Source organism: Plantactinospora siamensis, assembly GCF_042434095.1.
Classification (GTDB): Bacteria; Actinomycetota; Actinomycetes; order Mycobacteriales; family Micromonosporaceae; genus KBS50.
On sequence record NZ_JBHLUE010000016.1, the window covers coordinates 433,182 to 447,227 of the forward strand.

Annotated in this window: 15 protein-coding genes; 6 read left to right on the forward strand and 9 right to left on the reverse strand. The window is 72.1% G+C overall.

Annotated features, from left to right (window positions below; translation table 11 throughout):
- Positions 1 to 271: 271 nt before the first annotated feature.
- The 4 genes from qcrB to ctaE all read right to left on the reverse strand — a co-directional run bounded on the left by qcrB (position 272) and on the right by ctaE (position 4,653).
- Complete coding sequence (gene qcrB, locus ACFFHU_RS19380; RefSeq protein WP_377340854.1) at positions 272 to 1,912, reverse strand: cytochrome bc1 complex cytochrome b subunit; 1,641 nt, start codon at positions 1,910 to 1,912, stop codon at positions 272 to 274.
- Positions 1,909 to 2,988, reverse strand: coding sequence for a cytochrome bc1 complex Rieske iron-sulfur subunit (gene qcrA, locus ACFFHU_RS19385; protein ID WP_377340856.1), 1,080 nt, complete (start codon positions 2,986 to 2,988; stop codon positions 1,909 to 1,911). The genes qcrB and qcrA overlap by 4 nt, the downstream gene beginning before the upstream one ends.
- Positions 2,985 to 3,980 carry a cytochrome bc1 complex diheme cytochrome c subunit gene (qcrC, locus tag ACFFHU_RS19390; protein ID WP_377340857.1) on the reverse strand — a complete coding sequence of 332 codons (996 nt, stop codon included), beginning with the start codon at positions 3,978 to 3,980 and terminating at the stop codon, positions 2,985 to 2,987. The genes qcrA and qcrC overlap by 4 nt, the downstream gene beginning before the upstream one ends.
- A gap of 73 nt (positions 3,981 to 4,053) precedes the next feature.
- The gene (gene ctaE / locus ACFFHU_RS19395) at positions 4,054 to 4,653 is read right to left on the reverse strand and encodes an aa3-type cytochrome oxidase subunit III (RefSeq protein ID WP_377340858.1); all 600 of its coding nucleotides are present in this window, start codon (positions 4,651 to 4,653) and stop codon (positions 4,054 to 4,056) included.
- Positions 4,654 to 4,797: 144 nt separating this feature from the next.
- Here ctaE and ACFFHU_RS19400 point away from each other — a divergent pair, with 144 nt between their 5' ends.
- Together ACFFHU_RS19400 and trpD are read left to right on the forward strand one after the other, a co-directional pair.
- Complete coding sequence (locus ACFFHU_RS19400; protein WP_377340859.1) at positions 4,798 to 5,208, forward strand: response regulator; 411 nt, start codon at positions 4,798 to 4,800, stop codon at positions 5,206 to 5,208.
- Between the two features lie 67 nt (positions 5,209 to 5,275).
- Positions 5,276 to 6,334: an anthranilate phosphoribosyltransferase gene (gene trpD, locus ACFFHU_RS19405; RefSeq protein WP_377340861.1), complete on the forward strand. Its 1,059-nt coding sequence runs from the start codon at positions 5,276 to 5,278 to the stop codon at positions 6,332 to 6,334.
- A gap of 103 nt (positions 6,335 to 6,437) precedes the next feature.
- Here the strand turns inward: trpD and ACFFHU_RS19410 are convergent, their stop codons facing one another.
- The 3 genes from ACFFHU_RS19410 to ctaC all read right to left on the reverse strand — a co-directional run bounded on the left by ACFFHU_RS19410 (position 6,438) and on the right by ctaC (position 8,326).
- Positions 6,438 to 6,704, reverse strand: a complete 267-nt coding sequence (locus ACFFHU_RS19410; protein ID WP_377340863.1) for a hypothetical protein — start codon at positions 6,702 to 6,704, stop codon at positions 6,438 to 6,440.
- Between the two features lie 238 nt (positions 6,705 to 6,942).
- Positions 6,943 to 7,371 (reverse strand): cytochrome c oxidase subunit 4, encoded by a 429-nt coding sequence (locus tag ACFFHU_RS19415; RefSeq protein WP_377340866.1) that lies wholly within the window; start codon positions 7,369 to 7,371, stop codon positions 6,943 to 6,945.
- 10 nt (positions 7,372 to 7,381) lie between these two features.
- Positions 7,382 to 8,326 carry an aa3-type cytochrome oxidase subunit II gene (ctaC, locus tag ACFFHU_RS19420; protein WP_377340868.1) on the reverse strand — a complete coding sequence of 315 codons (945 nt, stop codon included), beginning with the start codon at positions 8,324 to 8,326 and terminating at the stop codon, positions 7,382 to 7,384.
- Between the two features lie 188 nt (positions 8,327 to 8,514).
- Here ctaC and ACFFHU_RS19425 point away from each other — a divergent pair, with 188 nt between their 5' ends.
- From ACFFHU_RS19425 to ACFFHU_RS19440, 4 genes are all read left to right on the forward strand, one after another.
- On the forward strand, positions 8,515 to 9,666 hold the full coding sequence (locus ACFFHU_RS19425; RefSeq protein ID WP_377340869.1) for a cysteine desulfurase family protein: 1,152 nt from the start codon (positions 8,515 to 8,517) through the stop codon (positions 9,664 to 9,666).
- Positions 9,667 to 9,742: 76 nt separating this feature from the next.
- On the forward strand, positions 9,743 to 11,317 hold the full coding sequence (locus tag ACFFHU_RS19430) for a DHA2 family efflux MFS transporter permease subunit (protein WP_377340870.1): 1,575 nt from the start codon (positions 9,743 to 9,745) through the stop codon (positions 11,315 to 11,317).
- A gap of 8 nt (positions 11,318 to 11,325) precedes the next feature.
- The gene (locus ACFFHU_RS19435; RefSeq protein ID WP_377340872.1) at positions 11,326 to 11,922 is read left to right on the forward strand and encodes an acyl-CoA-like ligand-binding transcription factor; all 597 of its coding nucleotides are present in this window, start codon (positions 11,326 to 11,328) and stop codon (positions 11,920 to 11,922) included.
- A 170-nt stretch (positions 11,923 to 12,092) separates the two neighbouring features.
- Positions 12,093 to 12,305, forward strand: a complete 213-nt coding sequence (locus ACFFHU_RS19440) for a sulfurtransferase TusA family protein (protein ID WP_377341228.1) — start codon at positions 12,093 to 12,095, stop codon at positions 12,303 to 12,305.
- Positions 12,306 to 12,410: 105 nt separating this feature from the next.
- Here the strand turns inward: ACFFHU_RS19440 and ACFFHU_RS19445 are convergent, their stop codons facing one another.
- Positions 12,411 to 13,388, reverse strand: coding sequence for a carbohydrate kinase family protein (locus ACFFHU_RS19445; protein ID WP_377340873.1), 978 nt, complete (start codon positions 13,386 to 13,388; stop codon positions 12,411 to 12,413).
- Between the two features lie 176 nt (positions 13,389 to 13,564).
- Positions 13,565 to 13,933, reverse strand: a complete 369-nt coding sequence (erpA, locus tag ACFFHU_RS19450) for an iron-sulfur cluster insertion protein ErpA (protein WP_377340875.1) — start codon at positions 13,931 to 13,933, stop codon at positions 13,565 to 13,567.
- Positions 13,934 to 14,046: the final 113 nt, after the last annotated feature.

Sequence of the window (14,046 nt, forward strand, 5' to 3'; positions counted from 1 at the left end):
TTGCGGCGACCGCACGCCGGGGATCCCGGGGCGAATGTTTGTGCCGCTCAGGGGGCATGAGGGTGATCCGGGCGGGTAGCCAACGCGTCCGGGGCGGCGGCCGACGTCCGGCATCGCAGCGCTCGCGATCGCAGCGCTCCCGGGCCGCGGGCGTTAACAGGGGGCCCTTCCTCTACCAAAAGCGATAATAAGGGGCCCTTCCTTTCAGGCCCGGAAATGCGGCGCGGCGCCCGCCGGGGTCCGGCGGGCGCCGCGGTACGGCGGTGCGGGTTTAGTTGTTGCCGCGCTGGCGGCTTCCCAGCTCGGCCCGTTCCGGCCGGTCCGCCACGGGCGGGTGGCCCGGCGAGACGGGCGCCTCGGCCGGCTCCTCGACCGGCTTGAAGAAGCCGCGGATGGCCGGACCCAGCGCGCCGAGCCGGTTCATCTTCTTCGGCACCACCCAGCCGGCGTACGGCAGCTCGTGGTGGCCGTCGTGGCCGTCTCCGTGGGCCGCCTCGGCCAGCGGCTGGTGGACCTCGTAGAACCGGCCGTCCGGCTGCCGCCGGATGATGCCGGTCTCCACGCCGTGCGACAGCACCTCCCGGTCGTGCTGCTGGAGGCCCAGGCAGAGCCGGTAGACCACGTAGTACGCCAGCGGCGGCACGATGAGCAGGCCGATCCGGCCCGCCCAGGTCATCGCGTTCAGGCTGATCTGGAACTTGTCCGCGATCACGTCGTTGCCGCCGGAAATCGTCAGCACGATGTAGAACGCCACGGCCATGGCGCCCAGCGCGGTCCGGCCCGGATTGTCCCGGGGGCGTTCGAGCAGGTTGTGGATCCGGTAGTCCTTGGTCCGCCGTGCCTCGATGAACGGGTAGAACAGCGGCAACATGGTCAGGATGCCCGGCAGCACCACGGTCGGCCAGAAGATCGGCGGAATGACGTAGTGGTGCCCGAGTGGGATGTTGATCTCCCAGGCCGGCATGAGCCGCGTCGAACCGTCGAGGAACATGACGTACCAGTCGGGCTGGCTGGCCGCCGAGACGACCGCCGGCTCGTACGGCCCGAACAGCCAGATCGGGTTGATCTGGAACAGACCGCCCATCAGGGCGATGACCCCGAAGACGATCATGAAGAACCCGCCCTGCTTGATCGCGTAGCGCGGGAACATCCGCTCACCCACGACGTTGTCGTTGGTCCGGCCGGGGCCGGGCCACTGGGTGTGCTTCTGCTTGAAGATCAGGCCGAGGTGCACGCTGATGAGCGCCACCAGCAGGCCCGGGATCAGCAGCACGTGCGCGATGAAGAAGCGGCTGATGATGATCGTGCCCGGGAACTCGCCACCGAAGATCGACGAGCTGACCCAGGTGCCGATCACCGGGATGGACAGGATGATCGCCGAGGCGATCCGCAGGCCGGTGCCGGACAGCGCGTCGTCCGGCAGCGAGTAGCCGGTGAAGCCGGCCAGGAAGCCGATCCAGAACAGCAGGACGCCGATCACCCAGTTGGCCTCGCGCGGCTTGCGGAAGGCGCCGGTGAAGAAGACCCGCAGCATGTGCACGACGATCGAGGCCATGAACAGCAGCGCGGCCCAGTGGTGCATCTGCCGCATGATCAGGCCGCCGCGGACGTCGAACGAGAGGTTCAGGCTCGACGCGTACGCGGACGACATGGTCGTGCCCTGCAGCGGCCGGTAGCTGCCGTTGTAGACCACCTCGGTCATCGCCGGCTCGAAGAAGAACGTCAGGTAGACGCCCGTGAGCAGCAGCACGATGAACGAGAAGAGCGCGATCTCACCCAGCAGGAACGACCAGTGATCCGGGAAGACCTTGTTGAGCAGCGCGCGCAGTGGGGTGGCGACCTGGAAACGGTCGTCGAGGCCCTCGGCGGTCTTGGCCGGGACCGCCCTTACGTCCATCTTCCGGCGTTTCATGGCCGCTCCCAGAAGTCCGGTCCGACCGTCTCGGTGTAGTCCGACTTTGCCACGAAGAAGCCTTCAGCGTCCACGTCGAGCGGCAGCTGGGGCAGCGGGCGGTTGGCCGGCCCGAAGACGGGTGTGGCGTTGTCGATGATCAGGAACTGCGATTGGTGGCACGGGCAGAGCAGGCGGTTGGTCTGCTGCTCGTACAGGCTGGCGGGGCAGCCGGCGTGGGTGCAGATCTTCGAGTACGCGATGTAGTTGCCGTACATGTAGTCCTGCTTGCCCTTGCGCTGGTTCGCGGTCCGGGCCGTCTGCGCGGCGTCCTCGCGCAGGTGGATCAGCAGCGTCGGCGAGTCGCCGTACTCGTTGCTGTGCCCGCCCGGAATGCCGGGGAACACCGTCATCTGGCCGCCGGCGCTGACGTCCTCGGGCCGGATCGGCGTGCCGTCCTCGCGGGTCAGCCGGATCAGGTTGCCGTCCCGGGGCGCCCACCCGGTGGTGAACATCTGGTTGTTCTTGTGCGGGTTCTGGATGAGCCCACCGATCAGCGGGGCCGCGGCCACCGCGCCGACCGGGGCCAGCCCGGCCAGCGCCGCCAGGCCGAGCAGCGGCCGCCGGCGTACGCCGATCTCGTCGGCCATGTACAGCATGGTCTGCCCGGCGATCCGGCGGTCGTCGTCGCTCGACGGCCCGGTGTGCCGGTCCTGGATCGAGATTTCCTTGGGCAGCAGCTTCTTGCCCCAGGCCAGCACGCCGAACCCGATCAGCAGCAGGGCCAGCCCGAGGGTGAGGCCGAGCAGCGGGGTGTAGAGCCGCGAGGCGTCCTTGTCGAACCGCCAGGGCCACCAGATGTAGACCACCAGGAAGGCCGTCGCCAGCAGCCCCACCAGCAGGAACATCCCGGCCAGCGTGCGGGTCAGCCGGCGCTCCTGCTTGGTGCCGGGCACCGGGAACGGCGGCTCGTAGTGGACGATCTCGATGTCGTCCCGCCGGGCGCCCTCCTGGACGACCTGGAACCGGGACACCGCCGGGTCCTGGACGTCGATTCCGTCCCGGCCCTCGTGCTGCTGCTTCACCTCGTTGCTCACGACTTCCCCGCAATCCACAGCGCGGCGAACACCAGGGCCACGATCCCGACCAGGAAGATGGCCAGGCCCTCGGTCACCGGTCCGTACCGGCCGAGGTTGAAGCCGCCCTGGTCGGTGTGCTGGTTCTTCAGCGTCTCCTGGACGTACGCGATCAGGTCGGCCTTCTGGTCCGGCCGCAACTGGTTGTCGCCGAAGACCGGCATGTTCTGCGGGCCGGTCAGCATGGCCGCGTAGATCTGCCGGTCGGTGGCCGGGTGCAGGCTCGGGGCGAACTTGCCCGACGAGAGCGCCCCGCCGCCGCCGCCGAACGCGTGGCAGGAGGAGCAGTTGATCCGGAACAGCCGGCCGCCCTCGGCCACGTCGGCGTTCGCCGTGACGTTCCCGCCCGGCACCTGCGGCCCGCCGCCGAGCTCCTGGATGTACTGGCCGAGCTGCCGGACCTGATCGTCGTTGTAGATCGGGGGCTTGCGCTGCGCCTGGGCCTCCTGGCGACCCATCGGCATCCGGCCGGTGCCCACCTGGAACTCCACCGCCGCGGAGCCCACGCCCACCAGGCTCGGACCGCGGCCCTCGACGCCCTGCGCGTTCGAGCCGTGACAGGAAACGCAGCTCACGTCGTACAGCGCCTTGCCGTCGGCCGCGGCGCCGCTGAGCTGGCTGGCGTCCTCGGCGCTGGCCTGCAGGCCGGGGGCGAACACGGAGTACGCCCCGCCGGCCAGGGTGAGGGCGGCGAGCAGCCGTACGGCGGCGCCCAGCCGCCGCCGGCCCTTGCCGGGGCGCAGCCGGCGCCGGGGTGTGGCGGAGGCGAGCACCGGCTCAGCTTCCCCGCCGGGCCGCAGCCGGCGCCGGGGTGTGGCGGAGGCGAGCACCGGCTCAGCTTCCCGGCCCCGGGGCACGGACGGCCCGCGACGCAACCGCGCGAGCGGGCCGCGCGACCCGCCGCGGCCCGAGCGGCCGACGCCGGCTCGCGCGTCGGGGGTGTCAGAAGTCATGGCCTGAGTCCTTAACGGTTTTTTCGACCTGTTGGTCAGACGGGGCGTGGGCGCGAAACGTGACACGCCAAGATCACTGAAGCCAGTAGATCATGCCGTACAGCGCGATCCACACCACGTCGACGAAGTGCCAGTAGTACGAGACGACGATCGCCGAGGTGGCCTGGGCGGGGGTGAACCGGCCCATGGTGGTGCGGATCATGAAGATGATGAAGGCGATGAGGCCGCCGGTGACGTGCAGGCCGTGGAACCCGGTGGTCAGGTAGAACATCGAGCCGTAGCCGTCGCCGTTGATCTTGATGCCCTCGTGGACCAGGTTGCGGTACTCGTTGGCCTGGCCGAGCACGAAGATCAGGCCCATCACGAAGGTCACCGCGAACCAGCGTCGCAGCGCGAAGACGTCACCCTTCTCCGCCGCGAACACGCCGAGCTGGCAGGTCACCGAGGACGCCACCAGGATCACCGTGAAGACGGTGGCGTACGGGACCTTGAGTACCTCGGTGTGGGTGGCCCACTGGTCCGGCGCCGCCGCCCGGATGGAGAAGTACATCGCGAACAGCGCCGCGAAGAACATCAACTCGCTGGAGAGCCAGACGATCGTCCCGACGCTCACCATGTTGGGACGCGTCAGTGAGTGGATCCGGCTCTTGTCAATCGCTGGGGCCGCAGTCACGCGGTCATTATTGCCCCTGATCCACGCCGCCCACCGTCGGGGTGCCCAACTTCGTGCCGAACACCCTCCCCCCGGGGGCACGGGAACGCCGGGGGGCCGACCGGTACGATCAATCGGCAGCTACGACGTGGGAGCCAGCGACCGATGAGCGATCGTCTTTACACCGTCCTGCTCTACAGCGACGACCAGGCCGTCCGGGACCGGATGCGGCTCGCCGTGGGCACCCGGCCCGCCCCCGACCTCGCCGTCGAGTTCGTCGAGGCGAGCGACTACGACGAGTGCGTGCGGCTGGTCGACGAGTACGAGATCGACCTGATGCTGCTCGACGGCGAGGCCAACCCCGGCGGCGGGCTCGGCATCGCCCGGCAGATCAAGGACGACCGCGCCGACGCCCCGCCGACCTGCGTGGTCATCGCCCGCGCGGCCGACCGCTGGCTCGCCGCATACGCCCGGGTCGACGCCACCCTCGTACACCCGCTGGACCCGGTGGCCACCGGGCAGACCGTCGCCGGCCTGCTGCGCGAGCGCGCGGCGGGCGCCGCGCCGGTCCGCTAGCGGGGACAGTCCGGCCCGGGCCGGCGCGCCGGCCCGGCAATCCCTTCGTCGGATCGGGAGGCCCGTCGTGGGCGATCGGACCTGGCCCAACCTGCTGGCGGCGCTGCTGGCCGGGGAGAACCTCTGCACCGCCGACACGGCCTGGGCGATGAACGAGATCATGACCGGGTCGGCCACCCCCGTGCAGATGGCCGGCTTCGCCGTGGCCCTGCGGGCCAAGGGCGAAACCCCGGCCGAGGTGCTGGGCCTGGCCCAGGCGCAGCTCGGCCAGGCGCTGCTGGTGGACCTCCCCGATCCGGTACGCGCCGAAGCGGTGGACGTGGTCGGCACCGGCGGTGACCGTCAGCACACCGTGAACATCTCCACGATGACCGCCATCGTGCTGGCCGGCGCCGGGATACCGGTGGTGAAGCACGGCAACCGCGCGGCCTCCTCGCTCTGCGGCACCGCCGACCTGCTCGAACACCTGGGCATCCCGCTGGACCTCGGTCCGGAGGGGGTGCGGCGGTGCGTCGCGGAGGCCGGCATCGGGTTCTGCTTCGCCGCCCGGTTCCACCCGGGGATGCGGCACGCCTCGGTCACCCGGCGCGAGCTGGGGGTGCCGAGCTTCTTCAACTTCCTCGGGCCGCTGACCAACCCGGGCCGACCCCGATCGGGCGCGGTCGGCTGCTTCGACGCCCGGATGGCCGGCGTGCTGGCCGCGGTGTTCGCCGAGCGCGGCGACTCGGTGCTGGTGATGCGCGGCGAGGACGGACTGGACGAGTTCACCACCACCGGTCCCACCCGACTCTGGCTGGCCCGCGACGGGGCCGTCACGGAGACGCTGCTGGACGCGACCGACCTGGGGGTGCCGCGCAGCTCCCCGGGCGACCTGCGGGGCGGTGACGTCCACTTCAACGCCGAGGCGGCCCGGCGGCTGCTGGCCGGTGAGCCGGGACCGGTCCGGGACGCCGTGCTGGTCAACAGCGCGGCCGCGCTCGCGGCGGTCGGCGGACTGGACGGCGACCTGGCCGAGACCATGCGGGCCGGCCTCGACCGGGCGGCCGCGGCGATCGATTCCGGCGCGGCCGCCGCGGCGCTGGCCCGCTGGATCGAGGTGGCGCACGCCGCCCGCCTGGACGGCTGACCCCCGCCCCAACCCCGCCGGATGGCTCATTCGGGCCCGCGGCCCGGCCGTCGCGGGCTCATGGCGCGGCCGGAACGGGGTCGCGGCCCGGCCACCGAGGGGCTCAGGCCGCGACGCGACCACCGGCCGGTACGGTCCGTCGGATCGGCCGGCGGGCGCCACGGCCGGCGGCCGTGCCGCGCCGTCCGGACCGGTACGCCGAGGACCCGGCCTCCACCAGCACCAGCGGCGTCGGGCCGATCAGCATGACGGTGCCACAGCCCACGCAGGCCAGCTCGGGGCAGTCGCCGCCGTGCCCGTCCTCGCAGGGCGGCGCCTCGAAGAGCATGAGCTCCGCGCAGATGTCGCAGGGCAACTCTCGGGTCGACATGATGGCTCCTCCTGGACTGCCGCGAAAACTACCTCCTTGTAGTTTCCACACCCCACCGACAAAATCGGCCCCGCCCCGGGCCCGGCCCGAAATCGGCTGCTAGATCTTGGAACTTTGGTGCCTCTGCAGGGGCAGCAAAATTCCAGGTCTGCGGGTCTCGCGGAACGCGCCGGCGGGTTGGACAGGGCGAGGGCCGGTGACCCGGGTACGGGTCACCGGCCCTGGGCCGTACGAAGACTCAGTGCTCGGCGGTGCGCCGGGTGCCGGTGTAGTACTCGAAGATGAGGCCGCAGGCCGCGAAGATGACGGCCACCAGCCCGGCGCCGATCAGCCAGGCCTGCCAGAACACCAGGCCGAGGCCGGCCACCGTGGCGGCCAGGGCCAGGCCGAACGGCCAGTAGCTGCCGGGGCTGAAGAAGCCCACCTCGCCCGCGCCGTCCGAGATCTCGGCGTCCGCCCGGTCCTCGGGGCGCGGCTCGATGCGCCGGGCGACGAACCAGAAGAAGCCACCGAGCATCGAGGTCAGCAGGAACGACAGCAGCAGCGCCACCGAGCCCACCCACTCGACGTGACCACCCGACTGACCTGCCGTCCAGGCTGCGTACAGGCCGGTCGCGACCAGCAGGAACGCCGCGACAACGCTGAAGATGCGCCACTCGGTCTTCATCGTCAGTACCTCAGTTTCCCGCGCCCGCGGCGGCGGCCTGGTTGAAGTTGCTGCTGTTCCGCTTGGTGTCGAACGGGTGGGTGGTCTTCGCGTACGGCTGCTCGCCGATCTCGACCAGCGCCTCCTGGGTCGACTTGCCCGCCTTCTTGGCCGCCATGAACCGGTCGTACTTGTCCGGCGTGACGGCCCGCAGCTCGAAGTTCATCATCGAGTGGTACGTGCCGCACAGCTCGGCGCAGCGGCCCACGTACGCGCCCTCGGACTCGATGCCCTCGACCTCGAAGACGTTCCGGATCGGGCCGGGGAAGACGTCCCGCTTGAACAGCAGCTCGGGCACCCAGAACGAGTGGATCACGTCCCGGCTGGTCTCCTCGAACCGGATCGGCTCGCCGGTCGGCAGCACGAGGATCGGGATGACGTCGGAGGTGCCCAGCGTGGAGGCCACGGTCTTGGCCTCGGGGCCCTGGCCGTCGCGGTAGTTGAACTGCCAGTTCCACTTGAACGCCACGACCTCGACCGTGACGGCCGGATTGCGGTTCAGCTTGTCGACGTTCGTCTGCACGATGGCCGTGTAGTAGAACAGCACGCACACGATGAGGATCGGCGCGATCGTGTAGAGGAACTCCATCGGCATGTTGTATCGGGTCTGCGCGGGCAGCTCGTCGCCGCGCTTCCGGTAGCGGATCACGCACCAGAAGATCAGGCCCCAGACGAAGAAGCCGACCACCAGGGCCGCGATGACGGACCCGATCCACAGGTCGTACATGCGGTTTGACTGCGGGGTGAGGCCGTGCTGCGGCCACCCGAAGCCGTCGAACGTCTGGCCGATGTTGCACCCGCTCAGCAGGGTCAGCAGCAGCGCGGACCCGAGACCCAGTCCGGCGAGCCGGCGCGCGCCTCCCGCGCGAGCGCGCCTACCGGCCGAGGGCCGTCCGTTCGAATCCCAAGCGTGCACCTGGTCCTGCCTCCCTAACGCACCGCCCGCACAGCTGGCATACCGGCGGCAAAGGCCTCACCGACGGTCGCAGATTACTCGACCTTCACAGGATGACCGGCTCGGGGGTGCGGTGTCCGGCCGACGGGGAGATCTTGCCATCCCGGGTGGCGATACCGTTTCCGGATGCTCCTGGAACAGACATCGCGATGAGCCGCGAGCCCGTTTATCTGGACGCCGCCACCGCCGTACCGCTGCATCCGGTGGCCCGGCAGGCGCTGCTTGCGGCCCTCGCGGACGGCTGGGCCGACCCCGCGCGGCTGTACGCGGCGGGCCGGCGGGCCGCGCAGCTGCTCGACGCCGCGCGCGCCGCGACGGCCGAGGTGCTGCGGGTACGCCCCGACGAGCTCTCGTTCACCGCCGGCGGCACCCCGGCCGCGCACGCCGCCGTGCTGGGCGGGTTGGCCGGGCGCCGGCGCGCCGGCGCGGTCCTGGTGCACTCGGCGATCGAGCACTCGGCGGTGCTGCACGCCGCGCAACGGCACGAGGCGGCCGGCGGGACGGCGGCGCCCGTGCCGGTGGACCGTCTCGGCCGGCTCGACCTGGCGGCCTGGGCCGCGGCGGTGTCCGGCCCGGGGGTGGCGCTGGCCGCCCTCATCGGGGCCAGCCACGAGGTGGGCACGGTCCAGCCGGTGCCCGAGGCGGCCGCGGCGTGCGCGGCCGCCGGGGTCCCGCTGTACGTGGACGCGGCCCAGCTGATCGGCCGGATGCCCGTTCCGGACGGCTGGTCGGTGCTCACCGGGAGCGCCCGGAAGTGGGGCGGCCCGCCCGGGGTGGGGGTGCTGGTGGTCCGCAAGGGCACCCGGTGGGAGTCGCCGTACCCGGCCGACGAGCGGGAGTTCGGGCGTACCCCCGGAGTGCCGGACCTGCCCGCGGTGGTGGCGGCGGCCGCGGCCCTGCGCGCGGTGGCGGCCGACGCGGTGGCGGCGGCCGCGCGGATGTCCGCCCTGGTGGACCGGATCCGGGCGGCCGTGCCGGCCACCGTCGCGGACGTCGAGGTGGTCGGCGACCCGGTCCGCCGGCTCCCCCACCTGGTGACGTTCTCCTGCCTGTACGTCGACGGCGAGGCGCTGCTGCACGCGCTGGACCGGCGCGGCTTCGCGGTCTCCTCGGGCTCCTCGTGCACCTCCTCGACGCTCACCCCGTCGCACGTGCTGGCCGCGATGGGCGTGCTGACCCAGGGCAACGTCCGGGTCTCGCTGCATCCGGGCAGCACCGAGGCGGAGGTCGAACGGTTCCTGGCCGAGCTGCCGGTCGTGGTGGCCGAGCTGCGCGCCGAGGCGGGGGTCACCGATCTCTGATCCCTTATTGACAGTAGCTATCACTTTGGCATCTACTTTCAAATAAGGAGTCTATGCCAAGGGGGTAGCTGCCGTCATGAATGCTTCCGGATCGCGCCGGTGGTGGGGGCTGGCCGCCCTCGCGCTCAGCGCCCTGGTGGTGGGGCTGGACATCACGGTGCTCAACGTGGCGCTGCCCACCCTCGCCACCGCGCTGCGCGCCGACACCGGCGACCTGCAATGGATCGCCAACTCGTACAACCTGGCCCTGGCCGCGGCGCTGCTGCCCGCCGGCCTGCTGGGCGACCGGTTCGGGCGCCGGCGGTTGCTGCTCGGCGCCCTCGTGGTGTTCGCCGCGGCCTCGGTGGCCTGCGCGTACGCCGGGTCGGTGGGCTGGCTGATCGCCGCCCGCGGCCTGCTCGGGCTGGCCGCCGCGGCCGTGCTCCCGCTGTGCATGTCGCTGCTGCCGACGCTGTTCGGCCCGCAGGAGCGCACCCGCGCGCTGGCCGTCTGGGTCACCGCGAACGGCATCGGCATCCCGCTGGGCCCGATCGTCGGCGGTTGGCTGCTGGACAACTTCTGGTGGGGCTCGGTCTTTCTGATCAACGTGCCGGTGATCGCCGCGGCCCTGGTGGCCGGCGCGCTGCTGCTGCCCGAGTCGCGCGCGGCCGACGCGCCGCGGCTGGACCTGGCCGGCGTCGCGCTCTCCAGCGCCGGCCTGGTGGCCGTCACGTACGGCGCCATCACGGCCGGCGGGCACGGCCTGCGGGACGCCTCGGCGCTGGCCGCCCTGGCCGGCGGCGTCCTGCTGCTCGCCGCCTTCGTGGCCTGGCAGCGCCGGGCCGGCCGCGCCGGCCGGACCCCGCTGGTCGACCTCGCGCTGTTCCGGTCCCGCGCCTTCACCTGGTCGGTGCTGCTGGTCACGGTGGTCACCTTCGCGATGTTCGGCGCGCTCTTCACGCTTCCGCAGTACTTCCAGGCGGTCCGGCACGCCGACGCGCTGGGCGCCGGGCTGCGCCTGCTCCCGGTGGTCGGCGGTCTCATCGTCGGGGCGAGGCTGGCCGGTCGGCTGGCGCCCCGGACGGGGCCGCGGGCCCCGGTCTGCGCCGGCCTCGCGGTGCTGGCCGTCGGGATGGCCGCCGGCACCACCACCGGGCTCGCGACCGGGTACGCGATGGTGGCCGGCTGGCTCGCGGTCACCGGCGTCGGCATGGGCCTGGTGCTCTCCGGCGGCATGGACGCCGCGCTCGGCTCGCTGCCGCCGGAGCGTAGCGGCGCCGGCTCGGCCCTCATCCAGGCGCTGCGCCAGGTCGGCGGCACGCTCGGGGTGGCCCTGCTGGGCAGCGTGCTGAACACCGCCTACCGGGATCACCTCGCGCTGCCCGGGGCGCCCGGACCGGTCGTCGCGGCGGTCCGGGAGAGCGCGCCGGCCGGCGTCCTGGTCGCCAGCCGGCTCGGCGACCCGGCGCTGCTGATCGCCGTACGCTCGGCCTTCGTCTCCGGGATGACGGCCACGCTGTGGGTGTGCGCGGCGGTGGCGCTGGCCGGCGCCGCCCTCGCGGCGCTGTTCCTGCCCGGCCGCGCCCCGCGCCGGCCGGAACCGGCGCCACCGGCGGTCCGGGTTGGCTCCGGCACGGCACAGGCAGGACAATTGCCCGGCAGCGGGGGGTAACAGCGGACGTGAGGGAGGCTGGGCGCACGGTGCCGGGGCTACGCGAACGGAACAAGGCCAGGACCCGCGCGGAGATCCGCCGCCAGGCGTTCCGCCTCTTCACCGAGCAGGGGTACGCGGCCACCACCGTGGACCAGATCGCGGCCGCGGCCGAGGTGTCGCCGAGCACGTTCTTCCGGTACTTCCCCACCAAGGAGGACGTGGTCCTCTACGACGACCTCGACCCGCTGATCATCGCGTCCTTCCGGGCGCAGCCGGCGGAGCTGACCCCGCTGCAGGCGACCCGCGCCGCGTTCCGGGACAGCCTGACCAGGCTGGCCAGCGACGAGCTGGCGGACGAGGAGGAACGGCAACGCCTGATCCAGGCCGTGCCGGAGCTGCGGGCCCGCAGCGTGGACGCCCTGGTCCAGGCGGTACGGCTGCTCGCCGGCCTGGTCGCCGAGCGGATCGGCCGGCCGGCCGACGACCTGGAGGTGCTGGCGTTCGCCGGCGCCGTGACGGGGCTCGGGATGGCCACCATGTTCGACCCGGAGCGCAACCTCGAACAGCGGTGGCGGCGGATGGACGAGGCGCTCGGCATGCTGGAAGCGGGGCTGCCGCTGTGACCGGCGAGCAATCGGCCCGGGACGGCGCCGCCGGCTCGGCCCGTGCCGGCGGCTCGGCCGACACCGCCGACTCGGCCGACACCGCCGACTCGGCCGGCACCTCCGACACCGGCGGCTCGGCCGGCACCGGCGGCTCGGCCGGCACCGGCGGCTCGGCCGGCACCGAGACCATCGACTGCCTCGGTCAGCGCTGCCCGCTGCCGGTGATCGCCATGGCCCGGCGCATCCCGGCGGTGCCGGTCGGCAGCGTGGTCCGGGTGCTGGCCGACGACCCGGCCGCGGCCATCGACATCCCGGCCTGGTGCCGGATGCGCGGCCAGGAGTACCTGGGCAAGGTGGAAACCGGCGCCGGCACCGGATACGAGGTCCGGCGCCGGCACTGAGCCGGACCACGGGCGGCGGCGCCGGACCACGGGCGGCGCCGGACCACGGGCGGCGGCGCCGGCACTGAGCCGGACCACCGGCGGCGCCGGACCACCGGCGGTGACCTACTGGCCCAGGTGGACCCGCACCTCGTCGCCGGCCGCGTCGCCGTACGACTCGGCCATCCGCTTGGCGAAGACGTCCGGCCGGACCTCGTACTCCTGGCCGCCGAAGGACTCCAGCACGAGGGTGGCCATCAGGCAGCCGACCTGGGCCGACCGCTCCAGCCCGAGCCCCCAGGAGAGGCCGGCCAGGAAGCCGGCCCGGAACCCGTCGCCCACGCCCGTCGGGTCGAACGCCTTCATCTCGCGCGCCACCGGGACCCGGATCGGAGCGAAGTCCCGGCCCTCGATCTCCACGCCGTCCTTGGCCAGCGTGGTGATCCGGATCTTGACCTTTTCCAGCAGCTGGGCGTCGGTCAGGCCGGTCTTGTTCTGCAGCAGCGACTTCTCGTACTCGTTGGTCATCAGGTAGTCCGCGCCGTCGATCAGGGCGGCCAGCTCGGGACCGTCCATCCGGGCCAGCTGCTGGGACGGGTCGGCCGCGAAGGCGTACCCGCGCTGCCGGCACTCCGCCGACTGCCGGAGCATGGCCTCGGGGTCGCTGGCGCTGATCAGCACCAGGTCCAGGCCGCCAACCCGGGCGGCCACCGGCGCCAGTTCGATGTTGCGGGACTCGCTCATGGCGCCCGCGTAGAACGACGCGATCTGGTTCATGTCGGTGTCGGTGGTGCAGACGAACCGGGAGGTGTGGGCGATCTCGCTCACGTGCACCGAGTCGCAGTCGACGCCGTGCCGCTCCAGCCACGAGCGGTAGTCGGCGAAGTCGGCGCCCACCGCCCCGAGCAGCACCGGCCGCAGGCCGAGCTGGGCCAGGCCGAAGCAGATGTTGGCCGCCACTCCGCCACGCCGCAGCACCAGGTCGTCAACGAGGAAGGACAGCGACACCTTGTGCAGCTGGTCCGCGATGAGCTGGTCGGTGAACCGGCCGGGAAAGCTCATCAGATGATCGGTGGCGATCGATCCGGAAACGGCGATCTTCATGGGCAGCCCTCGGTGTCGACAACGGGGAGCGCGCGAGCGCCGGGACAGCCTACCGGTACGGCCCTCGCAGCGCCCTCGAACGGCCAGGTCAGGCCCACCGTGTCGGAAATAACGCAAACGGGGTCAGCCCGGCGTACCGGTGCTGACCCCGCTCGCGGCGTCGGTGTCGGGTCGACTCAGTGGAACGAGTCGCCGCAGGCGCAGGAGTTCTGCGCGTTCGGGTTGTCGATCGTGAAGCCCTGGGCGTCGATCCGGTCGGCGAAGTCGATCGTGGCGCCCGCGAGGTAGGGGGCGCTCATCCGGTCGACGACGACCTCGACGCCGCCGAAGTCGCTCACGACGTCACCGTCGAGCGAGCGCTCGTCGAAGAACAGCTGGTAACGCAGGCCCGAGCAACCGCCCGGCTGCACGGCGACCCGCAGCCGCAGGTCGTCGCGGCCCTCCTGCTCGATCAGGGCCTTGACCTTCTGCGCTGCGATGTCGGTCAGGACGATGCTGGTCGGGGCCTGGGCCTCGGTCGACTCGGTCTGCGCTGGCGTGGTCACGTGGAACTCTCCCCTGCGACGGTGTGGATATCCGTACTGGCCAACGCTATCCGTCCGGCCGGCCATTCCCCAATCTCGTACGTTTCCGATTGTAGGCCCGCGCCGGGCCGCGC